The following is a 13,959-nucleotide window of genomic DNA, read 5'->3' on the forward strand; positions in this document are numbered from 1 at the left end:
AAACCCGTCTACGATGAGCCCACCGAATCTTCCCTAGGCCACTCCGTCAACCATCAGCTGGGACGAAAACGTCAAGCCTCAGGTGGGACTCGACACGCCGGAGCGTCCCTTCACGCGACGTGCTCGACAACGGCATCGGATCAGTCGCTTGAGATGAGGCACCGGCGCGCGACTGAAAGCAGACCATTGCGGTGCCAACCTGTAGCCTGGACCGATGGACCCTACCGTCCAGGTTGCTCTGTATGGCGTGGCCGGCACCACGCTCGCCGCTCTTGCTGGGGTCGCCGGCACCGTCTTCGGCCCCCTGCTGGCAGGACGGCAATCCGCGCGGGTGGCAAGGAATGGTCAGCTTAGAGACCTCCGCCACGCGCTGTATCTGAAGGCTTTGGCCTACGTCGAAGACGTTGAGGCAAGGCTTGACCGCATTTCAGAACCAATGGCTGATAACCGAGGTTTCGCTTCGACCGTCGCCACCCGTGGAGAGATCACCGCAGAACTGCGTCTACTGGCCGAGTCCGACGTTCTCGACGCCTGGGTGAAACTCGTAGCTGCCGACATCGACCTGGCGTACCGAGAGAATTACGATGACTCGTTAAGACACGGCAATCTTGTCGGAGGCAACGAACCCATGGTGAGAGATGTCGTAAGTGCCGTAGCCAACTTTCGGCAGGCAGTCCGCCGAGCCGTCGGCAGCGACAGTCTTTGACAGCAGCATCTAACGGTTGAGGAGTTAGGAGTTGGCGCGGCGCAAGCCTTCGAAGGCAAGAAGGGCGCGCCCGACAATTCGAACGACGCGGCGGGTAGCCCCGAATGCCGTCGCCTCGCTTCCCTCCACCAACGCAAGGCTCCGACCCGATTCATCGAACGGGGCTTGTTGCTTGGCTCCCAACATCAAGGCCCACTGCTTCGCGTGCGCATAGCCCGAGTAGAGCCGGTATATGAACTGTGCCCGTACCCCCTCCGCGACCTGCTCGTACCGGTCAAAGAGTTCCACCGTGGCGGGAACGGAAACCGAAAGAACCTCCTGCCCCTTGCGGTTGGTAGTCGTGAGTCCCGCCCTTGCCGCCTCATCCATCAGGTCCTTCAAACGGTCAATCGCAAGCTTGCCTGGCGGCGTCACTTCGGTACGCCCTATCGAGTCCTCAAGCTTGCGACGTTCCTCGAAGTCTGCTGCCTGAGCGGCGACGCCTCGCGCACGCCTGTCCTCGACACTGCAGCTAGCCTCGGTTAGCCAGTAGGCAAAGAGAGCGGACTCGTGGGCGGTACGCAGCAGGGACAAATGTGCATAGGCGGGCATGTACCCGGCTGCCAACAACGCCCGCCATGCCTGCAGGTGGTCTATCGCCGCCCCCAGCGCCGTCGCCGCTTGGTCGAAGGCGTAGCCGTCAAGGCGGCTAGCCCGAGCGCGATCCGCTGGACTATTCAGCGCGGGAGGTGTCATAACGATGATGTCCAAGCGGCGTGCCAAATCGTCTATTTTGGCCACGTCCGCCATCAACGCGTCGTATAACTTGCGATCTATAGGAGTCCATACGGGATCGCCGGGTTGGTGCAGAGGGGACATGTTCACTCCCGAAGGATGCTCACCACTCATTTTCGAGGACCGAGTATAGGAGCGAGTCCCGCCAGGCTCCGTTGGTGAAGACGTGGTCACGGATTTGGCCTTCGTATTGCATGCGAAGCCGCTGCGCCACTGCGATTGACGCGGTGTTGTCAGGGCCGATGGCAGCGGAGATCCGGTGTAGGCCCAGTTCCCGGAAGCCGAAATCGATCAGGGTCTGTGCCGCGTCGGTGGCGTAGCCGTGACCCCACTGGTCGGCGCGAATAGCGTAGCCAAGCTTGGCGGCCTTCACCCCGTCGAGCCCGAGTCTGGCGAAGCCGATTAACTCGTCTCCTGGCAGCGTCACCGCTAGGTAATACTCGTTGCGGGGCTCTGACTTGGCGCGGGAGACGGCTCCTTCGATCATCGCCGTCGCAGCTTCAAGGTCGCGGTTGTCGAACGAGAGCCACTGGGTCACGCGCTCGTCGCCTACGAGGGCAAGAGAAGGGGCCGCGTCGTCGCTGCGGAACTCTCGTAGGATGACGGCGCGGCCCTTCAACGTCACGGGGTACATGCCCCGATCTTGCCCTACCTGGGAAGTGCCTTCAGGGGCGTGCTGGTGAAGTCCTCGATCTGCTGGAGCAGGTCACGCCCCTCGACCGACAGCCCAGCGCGGGTGACGGCCTGGTGCACGCGCTGCACCGAGTGGATGATCCCGTTGATGCGCTGGCTCGGCGGCAGTTCAAGCACCGGCCGGACGGCCTCGACGGCGCCCTCCAGATCCCGCGCGGCAATCCGTGCGATCGCCAGGTCTGAGTGTGATCCGGCCTGGTCACCGAAGGCCCAAGCAGGGTCGTTCGGGTTGGCGTAGGCGTTGACGGCGCGGGTGGAGAAGTCGACCGCCTGGTCGGCCTCGTTGGGGAGCCAGGCGAGGGCGTCGGCGGCGTAGTAGAGCGTGCGGGGCTGGTTGAACGTACAGATGCCGCCCAGTTCGTCGACCTCGTCCGGCTCGACGCGGTTCCACGCCTCCTCGGCTGCTCGGATCGCGCTGAGGGCCTTGGCGCTGTTGCCGAGTGCGGCGTAGCCGCGGGCTGCGCTGACCGGCAACCACACGGAGGTCGTGCCTGCGGTGCCGACGGCGATGTTGGTGCCCGCCTCCGCGTATCGGACGGCCTCGGCGTACCGGCCAGCCCAGTAGGCGACCATGGATTGGAGGCCGCGAAGCCAGGCCCTCAGCCCGTTGTGGTCGGCCTGGTCGGCGCAGAGGACGGCGGTGCGCGCTTGCAGCATCGCGGCATGCGGGTCAGCGAGGTCGTGGGACGCCTTGGCAAGGAGCCCGCTCGTGACGGCGGTGAGGAAGTGCAGTTGCCGGGCCTGTTGCGGCGTCTGCCTCCGCTCCAGTAGGGCGAAGAGGGTGTCCTGGGTTTCGACCATGTCGCCGAGCAGTTCGGTGAGTGGGCGCTGCGGGTAGGCCAGCGCCAGGCGCTGGACGTCGTCGCGGAGCTGCTCGACCGCTTCCGGGGTTGTGCTTTCGGCGGCGAGGAGGGTGAAGCGTCGGGCTCGTTCGGCTGCCATTCTGATCAGACTCCTTTCGTTGCCGGGTGACGGCAGCACCAATGAGCCGTCGTCGGTAGCCGGCTGGGCTATGACAAGTTCCGGAGTCCAGGGCCGGAGGAGTTCTTCGAGCGGCATGCCGAACATCGCCTGTAGCGCTCGCCTGGTGGCGGGCGTTGCGCCGGCAGAACCTCGCTCGCCTCTGGCCAGTCGGCCGAGGTGACGGGCGCTGATCGCGGCGGGCTCCTCAAGGCGGAGGAAGGCGTCGGCCATTTCCTCGTAGGTGCGCTCGCGTTGCTGGATGAGGTACTCCAGCATGGTTCGGGGTGCGCGGCGTGTGCTTGCCACCTGTTCCCCTCCTCGCTCTGAGCTCCTACGTCGACGGTCGCGCATTGCATGGCGTCCCTCAACGGATGTCCTCCGGTTGTCCGCCGGTGGTCCGTCAGAGGTCCTGACGGGGGCCTCGATAGGTCCTGGTCGATCACGCCACTCTCAGTGTGAGCCAAAGAGGCACACCGTGACGAGCGGGTAGCGACGGGGAGGGCAGCGCCATGGCTAGTTCTCTGCTGATGCCAGCGATCGCCATGATCGTTGGGACGGCTCTGCTGAGCTTGCAGATCTACATCATGATCCGGATCAACCACGGCGCTACCCGAACCCGGCGGCGGGAGGTTCGTAAGACCAGCGGAAGCGGGGCGAGGGGCAGCATTCGCTACAGCGTCGGTGCTGCCCCGTCCCGTATCCTGAGCAGTGATGACTACGGCGACCGATCCCACCGAGCTGCCCGACGACTGGTGGACAGCGGCGGAATGCGCCGCCTACCTCGGGATCGCGCGCGGCACCTGGACGGCGTACGTGGCCCGGGAGCAGGCACCCGCCCCGGATCGGATGTTCGGCCGTTCCCCTGCCTGGCGGCCCAAGACCGTCAAGACCTGGGCGCAGTCGCGCCCGCGCCACAGCAAATAGCTTCGATCCTTCCGTCTACAGCACCGGTGCTGTAAAGTCGGCTTCAATACAGCACCGGTGCTGTATGCAAGTGAAATAGGTGGCCCCAGCGAGTTGCACCTCGCTGAGGCCGGGCGCATCGGTTCCCCTGCGAAAGGACCACACGATGCCTGTTCAGCGTACCCGCGTCCCTGTCACTGCCGCCTCTGGTCACCCCACCTCGGCGCGTGCCGCCATCCTGTCCCTGTCGGGGCTCTCGGGCGCGTACGTCGCTTCGACCCCTGCTGAGGCTCCCGGACTGCGACCCGTCACCTACCCGATCCCCGTCCCCGACTCTGCTCCTGTCTCGTGCGCCGATCCCTTCAACCCGGGCTGTTCCTGCCCTGCCTGCCTGTCCTGCACCGTTGACGACGGCTTCGTCGTCACCCTCTTGGGTCGGCGGTGATCGCGATGACGGTCACTGCACTGCGGCCTTCCTCCCGTCGGCCGTTGCCGGTTGATGTGGAGTCGCTGTCGCTGCGGGAGTTGGAGGTGGCGTTCTACGTCGCTGACTACCACCGCACGCCTGAGGAGATGGCGGCTGGTGGTGACGTGCTGCGCATGGCCGCCGCTGTCACGGCCGCTGTGGCTGATCTCGGCATCGACCTGATCCGTGAGGTCGCGGACCTGTTCGAACAGGTCACCGTGCGCGGTGACATCGGTTTGCGGGACCGGCTGACCCCGGACCGCGTCCGGCTGTCCCACGCTCAGGGCACCGCCCGGTGCCTGCGCCGGTTGCTGACCGGTTCCGGCTCGGCCCTGGACACCGCTCGCACCGTCGAGCGCTGGCAGATGGCCTTGACCGGTGCCGAGTCTGAGGCGGTGGCGGCATGATGACCGTCGCCGTGATGCACCCGGCCCGGCAGCGTCGTCTGCTGCGCGGGTGGGAACCCGTCCAGCTCATCGGCCGCATGCGTATCGAGGCGGCCAAGGACGGCGTGATTCTGCCCAAGACGTACTTGCTGGTGCGTCTGCTGTTCCTGTGGGAGAACCACCGTCTCCCGCTGCCCGGCTACTACGCCAGTCTGCTCACCCGCATCCTCGGTGAGCTACCCACCGCCACCGACGCGCGGAGTGCCGCGTGACGGTAACCGCAACACCTGTTCTCCCGGGCGACCTCGGTCGCCCGGGACCACACCCCCACGTCTTCACCCGCCGGGCCGTTGACGCCGCCGACACGGGCAGGCTCCGCGCCCAGGACCCGAACTACTTCGCCTGGCTCGACCACGTGCGCCCGGCCGCCGCCTGCACCCGCCCGGTACGGCTGACCGGCGAGTGCGCCACCATCAACCCCGCCACCGGGGAACTGCTGTCGTTGGCGTCGACTGAGGACATGCCGGACGGGCAGATCTACAAGCCGTGCGGCAACCGCCGCGCCGCCGTCTGCCCCTCCTGCGCCGAGGTCTACCGCCGCGACGCCTTCCAGCTCATCCGCTCCGGCCTGATCGGCGGTAAAGGCGTTCCCGCCGCCGTGGCCGGCCACCCGGCCGTGTTCGTCACCCTGACCGCCCCCTCGTTCGGAGCGGTGCACACCCGCCGCACCAGCAAGACCGGCCAGGCCATCCCCTGCCGCCCCCGCCGCACGGAAGCCCTCTGTCCGCATGGGGTGGACCTGCGTTGCCAGCGGCTGCATGCCGCCGACGAGAAGTGCCTGGGGACGCCGCTGTGTCTGGACTGCTACGACCACCACGCCCAGGTCGTCTTCAACGGCCAAGCCGGGGAGCTGTGGCGGCGCACCACCATCGCCATCCGGCGGCACCTCACGAAGACTGCTCGGGCGTTCGGGCTCCCCGCGGCCTCCTTCCGCCTCTCCTACGGCAAGGTCGCCGAGATGCAACGACGCGGCGTCGTGCACTACCACGTCATCATCCGCCTCGACGGCATCGAACCCGACTGCCCCGGCGCGATCGTCGCCCCACCCGCCCCGCTCGGCCTGCTCGACCTCGTCGCCGCCGTCGAGCACGCCGCCGCCTCCACCCGCTTCACCACCGACCCGCACCCACACCAACCGGCCGGGTGGGCCATCGGCTGGGGCGACGAAGGCAAAGGCCGCTACGCCGACATCCGCCCGGTCCACATCGCCGGGGACGGCGACATCACCGACGCCATGGTCGCCGCCTACCTCGCGAAATACGCGACCAAGAGCACCGAGGCCACCGGCCACGCCTGCGGCCGTCTCAACGCCGACACCATCGACCTGTACGCCAACCCCGACGGCACCCACCCCGAACGTCTCATCGACGCCGCCTGGACCCTCGGCGGCGCACACGGCTGGACCCGCCTACGCCGATGGGCGCACATGCTCGGCTTCGGCGGCCACTTCCTCACCAAAAGCCGCCGGTACTCCGTCACCTTCCGCATCCTCCGCGATGCCCGAGTGGTGTGGCGCCGCACCGTCGAGCACGACCAGGACCACGAGCACGACGCCGAGACGACGGTGGTCATCAACACCCTCGCCTACACCGGCACCGGATGGCTCACCACCGGCGACGCCCTCCTGGCCAACACCGCCGCCGCCATGGCCCGCGAACGAGCCGAAGCCGCCCGCGAAGCCCTCCACGAGCACCACGGCTGACACGTACGTGTCAACCAACCCACCCCGCTTGACACGTACGTGTCAACACCCGCGACCCCTCACAGGAAGGACCACCCCGTTTGACCGCACCCGCCGTCGCGCCGGACAAGGCGCTGTACCGGATCACCGAGGCCATGCGACTGCTCAGCCTGTCCCGGACCGTGATCTACGAACAGATCCGCGCCGGTCGGCTACGCACCGTCCGACAGGGCCGTACCCGCCTCGTTCCCGCTGCCGCGATCACCGCCTACGTCGACCTGCTCGAACTGGAAGCCATGAAAGGAGGCACCCGATGACCACCCGCCGCGCCCGAGGAGAAGGCGGCCTGCACTGGGACGAAGCCCGGCAACGCTGGATCGCCACCGTCACCGTCGGCTACACCCCGGCGGGCAAGCGCATCGTGCGCAAAGGCAGCGGCAAGACCAAGACCGAAGCCCGCGCCAAACTGCGGGAGAAGATCCGCGACTACGAAGACGGGCTCGCCATCGCCGAGCACCACTACACCGTCACCGAAGCCGTCACCGACTGGCTCACCTACGGACTCAACGACCGATCCGCCGGAACGAAGACCAAGTACGAGATCCTGTGCCGCACCCACATCATCCCGGCGCTCGGCGCTCGGAAGCTGCGCGAGCTTCGCGCCCAGGACGTCGACCGGTGGCTAGCCGACAAGGCCACCACCCTCAGCACCCGCACCCTCGGTGAACTTCACGGGTGCCTCAACCGCTCGGTCAAGCGAGCCATGGCCCGGGACAAGGTGAAGCGCAACGTCGTCGCGCTGTGCACCGTCCCGCGCGGCCAGGAGGGCAGGCCCTCCAAGTCACTCACTCTTGCCCAGGCTCACGCGGTGCTGAACGCCGCCGAGAGCACACGGCTACACGCCTATGTGGTGCTGTCGCTCCTCACCGGAGCGCGCACCGAGGAACTGCGTGCCCTGCGCTGGGATCACGTCGACCTGGACGGTCGACCCAACCTCGACCCGCCGTTGCCGCCTTCGGTGCAGGTGTGGCACTCCGTTCGGGCTGGCGGCGACACCAAGACGAAGAAGTCACGACGGACGCTCGCCCTTCCCCAGCGATGCGTCACCGCGCTGCGGCTTCACCGCGAACAGCAGAACCGCGATCAGGTTGAGGCCGGAAAGGACTGGCAAGCACTCGGCCTGGTCTTCACAACGGCTGTCGGCACTGCCCTCGACGCGGCCAATGTCCGCCGGGCCTTCCGCCGCGTCGTCGCCCTGGCGGACCTCGACCCGTCAGGCTGGACGCCACGCGACCTACGGCACAGCTTCGTGTCGCTGCTCTCCGACAACGGCGTTCCGTTGGAGGCGATCGCTGACTTGTGCGGCCATTCCGGGACCACCGTGACCGAGAAGGTCTACCGGCACCAACTTCGGCCGGTTCTCCTCGGCGGGGCACAAGTCATGGATGTGATCTTCGGGCCTGCGAACCGGTAGTCACTCAGTTAGTAACTCAGGAATGGAGAGAGGCCCGGATCATCAATGTGATCTGGGCCTCTACCTGCGTGGGCGATACTGGGATCGAACCAGTGACCTCTTCGGTGTGAACGAAGCGCTCTCCCGCTGAGCTAATCGCCCTCAGCGCGGATGACTCTACCTGATCGTCGACGCGGACCAAAAACCGGGCCTCAGTGCGTCGCGAGGTAGTGCATGGCGCGGGCGACCAGGTCGATGCCGAGGCTGTACTTGAGCGACGCCCAGACCACCGCGGAGACGAACACCAGCCCGACGGCGCCGAGCAGGAAGCGTACGGACAGTGATCGACTGGTCACCCAACGGGTCCAGGCCTGGACGTTGCGGCGGGTGAAGGCGAGCAGCCGGCGGGCCCAGTGGAATTCGACGGCCCAGACGCCGAGACCGGCGATGACCAGCAGCCAGCCGGGCCCGGGCAGCGGGATGAGGGCGATGCCGACGGTCACGATGATCGCGCCGAGGACGGCGATGAATATCTTGAGGGCGATCCGGCCGGTGGGGTTGGCCCGGATCAGTTCGAGGGTCAGGTGCGCGCGGGCCCGCCAGCCGCTGCGGCGCCGTTCCACGACGAGGCCGCGTTGACCGGGTTCGACAGGCACTTCGTACCCCCGCCTTTCGGCTGTTCGGGCCGCTCCTTTCGGCGGGTCGGCCATGGTCACGAAGGGTTCCTCTGTGGAGCCGAGGATCATTTCCACCCCCAGTGTCGCGCGGGACCGTCACCCCTGCTGAGGACTGGACGTTACCGGAGTAAGTCGACGACTGAACCACCCGTTGCCGGGCGGGATCATGGACTGGGCGAAGCGGAAATCCTACAAGAATTTTCATGTTCTCGGCGGCGTTCCGACACCCTTCCCACCACTGGGTGAAGTCAGCGTATGGCGGAGCGTAGCCAGGAGTAGCACCTGAGTATGGGAAAAGCGGGACACGCGCGTTCCGCAGCGGTGCCGGGGGGAGAACGTCAATGAGTGTCATCCGACCGACGACCGTAGAGGTCGAGACGTCGCTAAGGCTCGTCGCGCCTGACGCCACCGCATTGCCGGTGCGTGCCAGTCTGCGTTACGACCCTGCTGACCCGTATGCGGTCCATGTCCTGTTCCACGCCGAATCCGCCGGCGGTGAGGCGGTGAGCTGGTCGTTCGCCCGCGAACTGCTGGTCACCGGGCTCGACGAACCGGCCGGCATCGGCGATGTCCGGGTCTGGCCGTGGGCCACCCCGCGCGGCGACTTCGTCGCGCTCGCGCTGTCGTCCCCGGACGGCAACGCCCTCTTCGAGGTCCCGCGCAGCGTGCTGGTGCGCTTCCTGCGCCGGACCTACGTCGTCGTGCCGCGCGGCCGGGAGGCCGAGCACCTGGACGTCGACACCGCGGTGAACCGGCTGCTCGCCGGTCGCTGACACGGCAACCTCCCGGGGCCGCGCGGATCTGCCGAGTCCGCGCGGCCCCGGGCCGTCGCCGTACGCCGGTCAGCCGTGCGTGGTGATCCCGCCGTCGACCGGGATGACCGCCCCGGTCAGGTACGCGCCGGCGCGCGAGGCCAGGTAGATCGCCGTGCCCGCCATGTCCTCCGGCCGGCCGATCCGGCCCAGCGGCACCTGCTGCTCGATCGCGGCCCGGGACGCGGGGTCGTCCAGCGCGAACGCCATCATCTTGCTCTCGAACGGCCCCGGCGCGATCGCGTTGACGGTGATCCGCTCGCCGGCGAGCTGGTGGGCGAGGCTGCGGGTGAGCATGTGCACGGCTGCCTTCGTCGCCGAGTAGGCGTACACCTCCATCCACGGCACGCGGATGCCGTCGATCGAGCCGATGTTGATCACGCGGGCCGGGTCGTCGGGGTCGGCCGCGCCGCGCAGCGCCGGCAGCAGCGCCTGGGTGAGCCGGAAGACGGCCTTGACGTTGACCGCCCAGAGCTTGTCGAAGGCGCTCTCCGGGTACGACTCCAGCGGCGCGCCCCAGGTGGCGCCGGCGTTGTTCACCAGCACGTCGAGCCGGTCGCCGGTGTGCTCCCGCACGGCGGCGGCCAGCCCCAGCGCGCCCTCGTCGTGGCTCAGGTCGGCCGGCAGCGCCTCGCAGGACCCGGCCGCGGCCAGTTCCTTGGCCACCGCCTCGCAGACCTCGGCCTTCCGCGAGGAGATGATGACCTTCGCGCCGGCCGCGACGAAGCCGCGGGCGATCATCAGCCCGATCCCTCGTGAGCCACCGGTGACCAGGACCGTCTTGCCTTCGACCGAGAACAGATCCGTCATGCCCATCCCATCGCGAGTCGGCGGGGGTCGCGGACGTCTCCGCGGACCCAGGCGCTACCGCTCGGTAACCTAACCGTCCCGCGTCCGGCCGGACAAGCCGCCCTGACCGGGGGAAACCGTCGGGGTGCAGGATGCACCGGGGGCGGTTACCGTCGAGTCGATGGTCACTACCGGACATCTCTCCTCGGCCAGCCGCACCGACCTGCCCCCGTTCGGGCGCGACGACCACCTCGACATCGTGGCGCTGCGTGACCTCGCCCCCGGGCCCGGCTGGTCCCGGCCGGTGCTGCTCGACGCGGAGCTGCTGATCCTGGTCACCGGCGGTCACGGCACCGCCGAGCTGGATTTCCGCGCGCTGCCCTGCCGGCCCGGCACGCTGCTGCGCGCGCACCCCGGCCAGGCACTGCGCTGCGTCGGCGGGCACCTCGACGCGACCGTGGTGCGCTGGGGCGCCGGCACGCTGCGCGGGCTGGACGTCGACCCGGACGCGGTGCCCGCCTACCGGCAGCTCGCCGGCGAGGACGAGGACGCGGTGATCAGCGAGGTGACCCAGCTCGCGGTGGACGCCGAGCGGCACGCCGGGGTGCCGGCCGCGGCGGCGCTGCTGCGGCACCAGCTCGCGGTGCTGCTGCTGCGGTTGACCCTGCTGCCCGGCGCCGCGGACCGTCCGGCCCCCCGGCCGGAGCGGGAGACCTTCGAGCGGCTGTGCCGGGAGGTGGAGCGCGGTTACCGGCACACCCGCCGGGTGGAGGACTACGCGGCGCAGCTGGGCTGCTCGGTGCGTACCCTGACCCGGGCCTGCCTGGCGGTGACCGGGCGCAGCGCCAAGCAGGTCATCGACGAGCGGGTGGCGTTGCAGGCCAGCCGGCTGCTGGCCGCCACCGACGAGCCGATCGCCCGGATCGGCCGCCGGCTCGGTTTTCCCGAGCCGACCAACTTCGGGCGCTTCTTCACCCGCGAGGTCGGGGTGAGCCCGGGCGCGTTCCGGGCGGGCCGGGAGCGGCCGATCCCGGTCCGGGTGGTGCGGCCCCGCCCGCCCGCCGACTCCCCCGCCGCGCCGGGGCGGGCATGATGGCAGGGTGCAGATCTCCGCGCGTGGTGACTACGCGGTCCGGGCGGCCCTGAGCCTGGCCACCGCGTACCCCGCCCTGCTCTCCACCCAGGCCATCGCGACCGAGCAGGACATGCCACGCAAGTTCCTCGAGGCGGTCCTGGCGGACCTGCGCCGGGCCGGCATCGTGCGGGCGCAGCGCGGCGCCGAGGGCGGCTACACCCTGGCCCGGCCGCCGCGCGAGATCACCATCGGGCAGATCCTGCGCGCCGTCGACGGCCCTCTCGCCGGGGTACGCGGGCTGCGCCCCGAGGAGACCCGCTACGAGGGCGCCGCGGAGAACCTGCCCCGGCTCTGGGTTGCCGTCCGGGCGGCGGTGCGGCAGGTGGTCGACGAGGTGAGCCTGGCCGAGATGGCCAGCGGGAAGCTGCCCGGGCACGTGCGCCGGCTGATCGCCCGCCCGGACGCCTGGGAGCCCCGCTGAGCCGACCGGTGGCCGGCGCCGCGCCCGGCGGACGGGGGCACGGTGCCGGCGCCGGCGGTCACCGGGTGTGCACCACCTCGTCGTAGCCGAGCCGGGGCAGCCGGTCGTGCCACCCGTCCGGCCCGGGGGCCGGCCGATGTTCAGCAACACCGGATGCCGATCTGACCAGCGTTTATGGACCCACAACACCCACCTGATCAAGGGGGGTTGGGTGGCCGTTGTCCACCGTCCAGTGCGGAGCCGGCCGGTTTGGCGACAACGACGCTTGGGCATGTTCGAACGCGCAGAAGCAGGGAGACACTGAGAGGAGCCCGGTCATGGGCATCGTGTTCCGCAAGCGACAGAAGTTCGGCCCGCTGATCCTCAACTTCACCGAGAACGGCTTCTCGTCCTGGAGCATCAAGATCGGCAAGTGGTCCTGGAACTCCCGGACCCGTGCCCACCGCGTGGACCTACCGGGCCCGATCTCCTGGAAGCAGGACAAGTCCCGGGCATGACGTCCCGAGGTCGAGCGGGGCGCCGGTGGCTCACCGGCACCCCGCTCGGCATGCGGCGCAGGCCGGCCGGCCTTGCCGTTCCGCCGCCGCCGGGAGCGGGACACCGGACAATCGCCGCATGGCCCACGAGTCCTTCCGGCGGGAGCGGCGGCTGGCAGCGCTGGCCGTCGCGCTGCTGCTGATCGCCTACTTCGCCGTCCCGGTGCAGCCGGACCCGAATGGGCTGCGGCTGGCGCTGCGTTCGGCCGGCACCCTGGTCCTGGTGATCGTGGTGGCGTTCCTGGTCACCGGCCAGGTCCGCCGCCAACTCGCCGAACAGCAGCCCACCGGCGAGGCGGAGGGTCGGGCGCTGACCCGACTCGCCGTGACGCTGATCGCCGGGTTGCTGGTCTTCGCGCTCGCCGACTACGTGGTGGCGAACACCCGGCCGGACGAGTTCGTCGGCCTGCGGACCCGCGTCGACGCGCTCTACTTCGCCCTGACCACCCTGACCACCGTCGGCTACGGCGACGTGCACGCCCAGGGACAGGTCGCCCGGGTGGTGGTCTGCGGCCAGATGATCTTCAGCATCGGCGTGCTCGCGACCGGGGCGTCCATAGTGGTCAGGCAGATGATCCAGCGTCCCCGGCCGGCGCGGCGCTGACCACCACGTCGCCGCCGAGCCGGCCGTGCTCCGGATCGCGGGTCACCGCGCCGGCGGCGAGCAGGGAGGCCAGCGCCCGGTTGGCGTCGGCGGCCCGGTAGACCGTCGAGGTGGCGGCGAAGCGACGCAGCTCGGTGACGGTACGCGGGCCGGAGCGGGTCAGCTCGGCCAGCAACTCCCGGCGCAGCGGGCCGGGTTCCGGGTCGAGGGTGATGGCGAGCAGCCGCCCGGCGGGGTCGGCCGGGTCGCGGTAGCGCACGCCGGCGTACTCGTCGACCGCCCAGAGCGCGTCCTTGAGCACTTCCAGCCCCTTGTCGGAGCCGGTGCCGTAGCTGAACAGCCGGGCCGGCACGTCGTCGTCGGGCACCAGCTCCACCTCGGTCACCAGCGGGAAGCCGGCGTCGGTCAACGGCCCGCGCAGGGACCGGCCGGCCGGGGTGACCAGCAGCAGCTCGGCCGGGCGGCCGCCGGCGACGGCCGTGAGCACGCCCGGGTCGGGGTCCCCGCCCTCGATCACGGCCAGCAGCGGGGCGCCGGCCGCGCCGGCCGCCTTGAGCGCCACCGGCAGCCGGTCCGGTGCGCCGGGCACCACGTGCACGGCGACGTCCGTCGGCAGGGCGGCCTCGGCGGCGCCGAGCCGGGCCGGCAGCTCGGTGCCGCCGCCGGCCAGCACGAGCACGGTCAGTCGCCGGCCGCGCAGCCGGTCGGCGAACTCGGCCACCACCCGCAGCGCGGCCTCCGCGCCACCGGCGTCACCCCCGGCGTACGCGAGGGCCAGGGTGGCCCGCCGGGAGCGGTGCAGCGCCCCCGGCAGCCAGTGGTCGAGCTGCCGGACGAGCAGTTCGCGCAGGACGGCGTCGGTCGACATGCTGCCGTTCTACCGCACCGGCCGCCGGGGCG

General features: G+C 69.6%; 18 protein-coding genes and 1 tRNA gene. 12 read left to right on the forward strand and 7 right to left on the reverse strand.

What is annotated here, in order from left to right; all coding sequences use genetic code 11:
- Positions 1–214 precede the first annotated feature (214 nt).
- A complete protein-coding gene (locus tag ACIBPB_RS31145) occupies positions 215–706 on the forward strand; it encodes a hypothetical protein (protein ID WP_396842922.1) in 492 nt (163 codons plus the stop codon).
- A 24-nt stretch (positions 707–730) separates the two neighbouring features.
- On the opposite strand, the gene ACIBPB_RS31150 is transcribed toward ACIBPB_RS31145, so the two are convergent.
- The 3 genes from ACIBPB_RS31150 to ACIBPB_RS31160 all read right to left on the reverse strand — a co-directional run bounded on the left by ACIBPB_RS31150 (position 731) and on the right by ACIBPB_RS31160 (position 3,442).
- Complete coding sequence (locus tag ACIBPB_RS31150) at positions 731–1,495, reverse strand: hypothetical protein (RefSeq protein ID WP_396842923.1); 765 nt, start codon at positions 1,493–1,495, stop codon at positions 731–733.
- An 88-nt stretch (positions 1,496–1,583) separates the two neighbouring features.
- Positions 1,584–2,114 carry a GNAT family N-acetyltransferase gene (locus tag ACIBPB_RS31155; protein ID WP_396842924.1) on the reverse strand — a complete coding sequence of 177 codons (531 nt, stop codon included), beginning with the start codon at positions 2,112–2,114 and terminating at the stop codon, positions 1,584–1,586.
- A 14-nt stretch (positions 2,115–2,128) separates the two neighbouring features.
- Positions 2,129–3,442: an XRE family transcriptional regulator gene (locus ACIBPB_RS31160; protein ID WP_396842925.1), complete on the reverse strand. Its 1,314-nt coding sequence runs from the start codon at positions 3,440–3,442 to the stop codon at positions 2,129–2,131.
- Between the two features lie 405 nt (positions 3,443–3,847).
- Here ACIBPB_RS31160 and ACIBPB_RS31165 point away from each other — a divergent pair, with 405 nt between their 5' ends.
- The 6 genes from ACIBPB_RS31165 to xerC all read left to right on the forward strand — a co-directional run bounded on the left by ACIBPB_RS31165 (position 3,848) and on the right by xerC (position 8,106).
- Entirely contained in the window at positions 3,848–4,060 is a 213-nt protein-coding gene (locus tag ACIBPB_RS31165; protein WP_396842926.1) for a helix-turn-helix transcriptional regulator, read from the forward strand.
- Positions 4,061–4,480: 420 nt separating this feature from the next.
- Complete coding sequence (locus ACIBPB_RS31170) at positions 4,481–4,912, forward strand: hypothetical protein (RefSeq protein ID WP_396842927.1); 432 nt, start codon at positions 4,481–4,483, stop codon at positions 4,910–4,912.
- Positions 4,909–5,163: a hypothetical protein gene (locus ACIBPB_RS31175; protein ID WP_396842928.1), complete on the forward strand. Its 255-nt coding sequence runs from the start codon at positions 4,909–4,911 to the stop codon at positions 5,161–5,163. Before ACIBPB_RS31170 ends, ACIBPB_RS31175 begins: the two co-directional genes overlap by 4 nt.
- On the forward strand, positions 5,160–6,653 hold the full coding sequence (locus tag ACIBPB_RS31180; protein WP_396842929.1) for a replication initiator: 1,494 nt from the start codon (positions 5,160–5,162) through the stop codon (positions 6,651–6,653). Before ACIBPB_RS31175 ends, ACIBPB_RS31180 begins: the two co-directional genes overlap by 4 nt.
- Positions 6,654–6,733: 80 nt before the next feature.
- Entirely contained in the window at positions 6,734–6,949 is a 216-nt protein-coding gene (locus ACIBPB_RS31185; RefSeq protein WP_357824237.1) for a helix-turn-helix domain-containing protein, read from the forward strand.
- Positions 6,946–8,106 (forward strand): tyrosine recombinase XerC, encoded by a 1,161-nt coding sequence (xerC, locus tag ACIBPB_RS31190; protein WP_396842930.1) that lies wholly within the window; start codon positions 6,946–6,948, stop codon positions 8,104–8,106. The genes ACIBPB_RS31185 and xerC overlap by 4 nt, the downstream gene beginning before the upstream one ends.
- A 69-nt stretch (positions 8,107–8,175) precedes the next feature.
- Here xerC and ACIBPB_RS31195 read toward each other — a convergent pair.
- Positions 8,176–8,247 (reverse strand) — tRNA-Val (locus ACIBPB_RS31195).
- A 50-nt stretch (positions 8,248–8,297) separates the two neighbouring features.
- Entirely contained in the window at positions 8,298–8,831 is a 534-nt protein-coding gene (locus ACIBPB_RS31200) for a TIGR02611 family protein (protein ID WP_396842983.1), read from the reverse strand.
- 272 nt (positions 8,832–9,103) lie between these two features.
- Here ACIBPB_RS31200 and ACIBPB_RS31205 point away from each other — a divergent pair, with 272 nt between their 5' ends.
- Complete coding sequence (locus ACIBPB_RS31205) at positions 9,104–9,535, forward strand: SsgA family sporulation/cell division regulator (RefSeq protein WP_007457244.1); 432 nt, start codon at positions 9,104–9,106, stop codon at positions 9,533–9,535.
- Positions 9,536–9,604: 69 nt separating this feature from the next.
- Here the strand turns inward: ACIBPB_RS31205 and ACIBPB_RS31210 are convergent, their stop codons facing one another.
- Positions 9,605–10,384, reverse strand: a complete 780-nt coding sequence (locus ACIBPB_RS31210) for an SDR family oxidoreductase (RefSeq protein ID WP_396842931.1) — start codon at positions 10,382–10,384, stop codon at positions 9,605–9,607.
- A 160-nt stretch (positions 10,385–10,544) separates the two neighbouring features.
- Between ACIBPB_RS31210 and ACIBPB_RS31215 the strand changes: the two genes are divergently transcribed.
- The 4 genes from ACIBPB_RS31215 (at position 10,545) to ACIBPB_RS31230 (ending at position 13,059) form a co-directional block, all read left to right on the forward strand.
- Positions 10,545–11,456 (forward strand): helix-turn-helix transcriptional regulator, encoded by a 912-nt coding sequence (locus ACIBPB_RS31215; protein ID WP_396842932.1) that lies wholly within the window; start codon positions 10,545–10,547, stop codon positions 11,454–11,456.
- A gap of 7 nt (positions 11,457–11,463) precedes the next feature.
- Positions 11,464–11,919, forward strand: a complete 456-nt coding sequence (locus ACIBPB_RS31220; protein ID WP_357327778.1) for an Rrf2 family transcriptional regulator — start codon at positions 11,464–11,466, stop codon at positions 11,917–11,919.
- Between the two features lie 317 nt (positions 11,920–12,236).
- Positions 12,237–12,416, forward strand: a complete 180-nt coding sequence (locus ACIBPB_RS31225; protein WP_357327775.1) for a DUF4236 domain-containing protein — start codon at positions 12,237–12,239, stop codon at positions 12,414–12,416.
- Between the two features lie 118 nt (positions 12,417–12,534).
- Complete coding sequence (locus tag ACIBPB_RS31230; protein WP_396842933.1) at positions 12,535–13,059, forward strand: potassium channel family protein; 525 nt, start codon at positions 12,535–12,537, stop codon at positions 13,057–13,059.
- Here ACIBPB_RS31230 and ACIBPB_RS31235 read toward each other — a convergent pair.
- Positions 13,019–13,927 carry a hypothetical protein gene (locus ACIBPB_RS31235; protein ID WP_396842934.1) on the reverse strand — a complete coding sequence of 303 codons (909 nt, stop codon included), beginning with the start codon at positions 13,925–13,927 and terminating at the stop codon, positions 13,019–13,021. The two genes, ACIBPB_RS31230 and ACIBPB_RS31235, sit on opposite strands and share 41 nt — an antisense overlap.
- Positions 13,928–13,959: the final 32 nt, after the last annotated feature.

This window comes from Micromonospora sp. NPDC049836 (assembly GCF_044465125.1).
Classification (GTDB): Bacteria; Actinomycetota; Actinomycetes; order Mycobacteriales; family Micromonosporaceae; genus Micromonospora.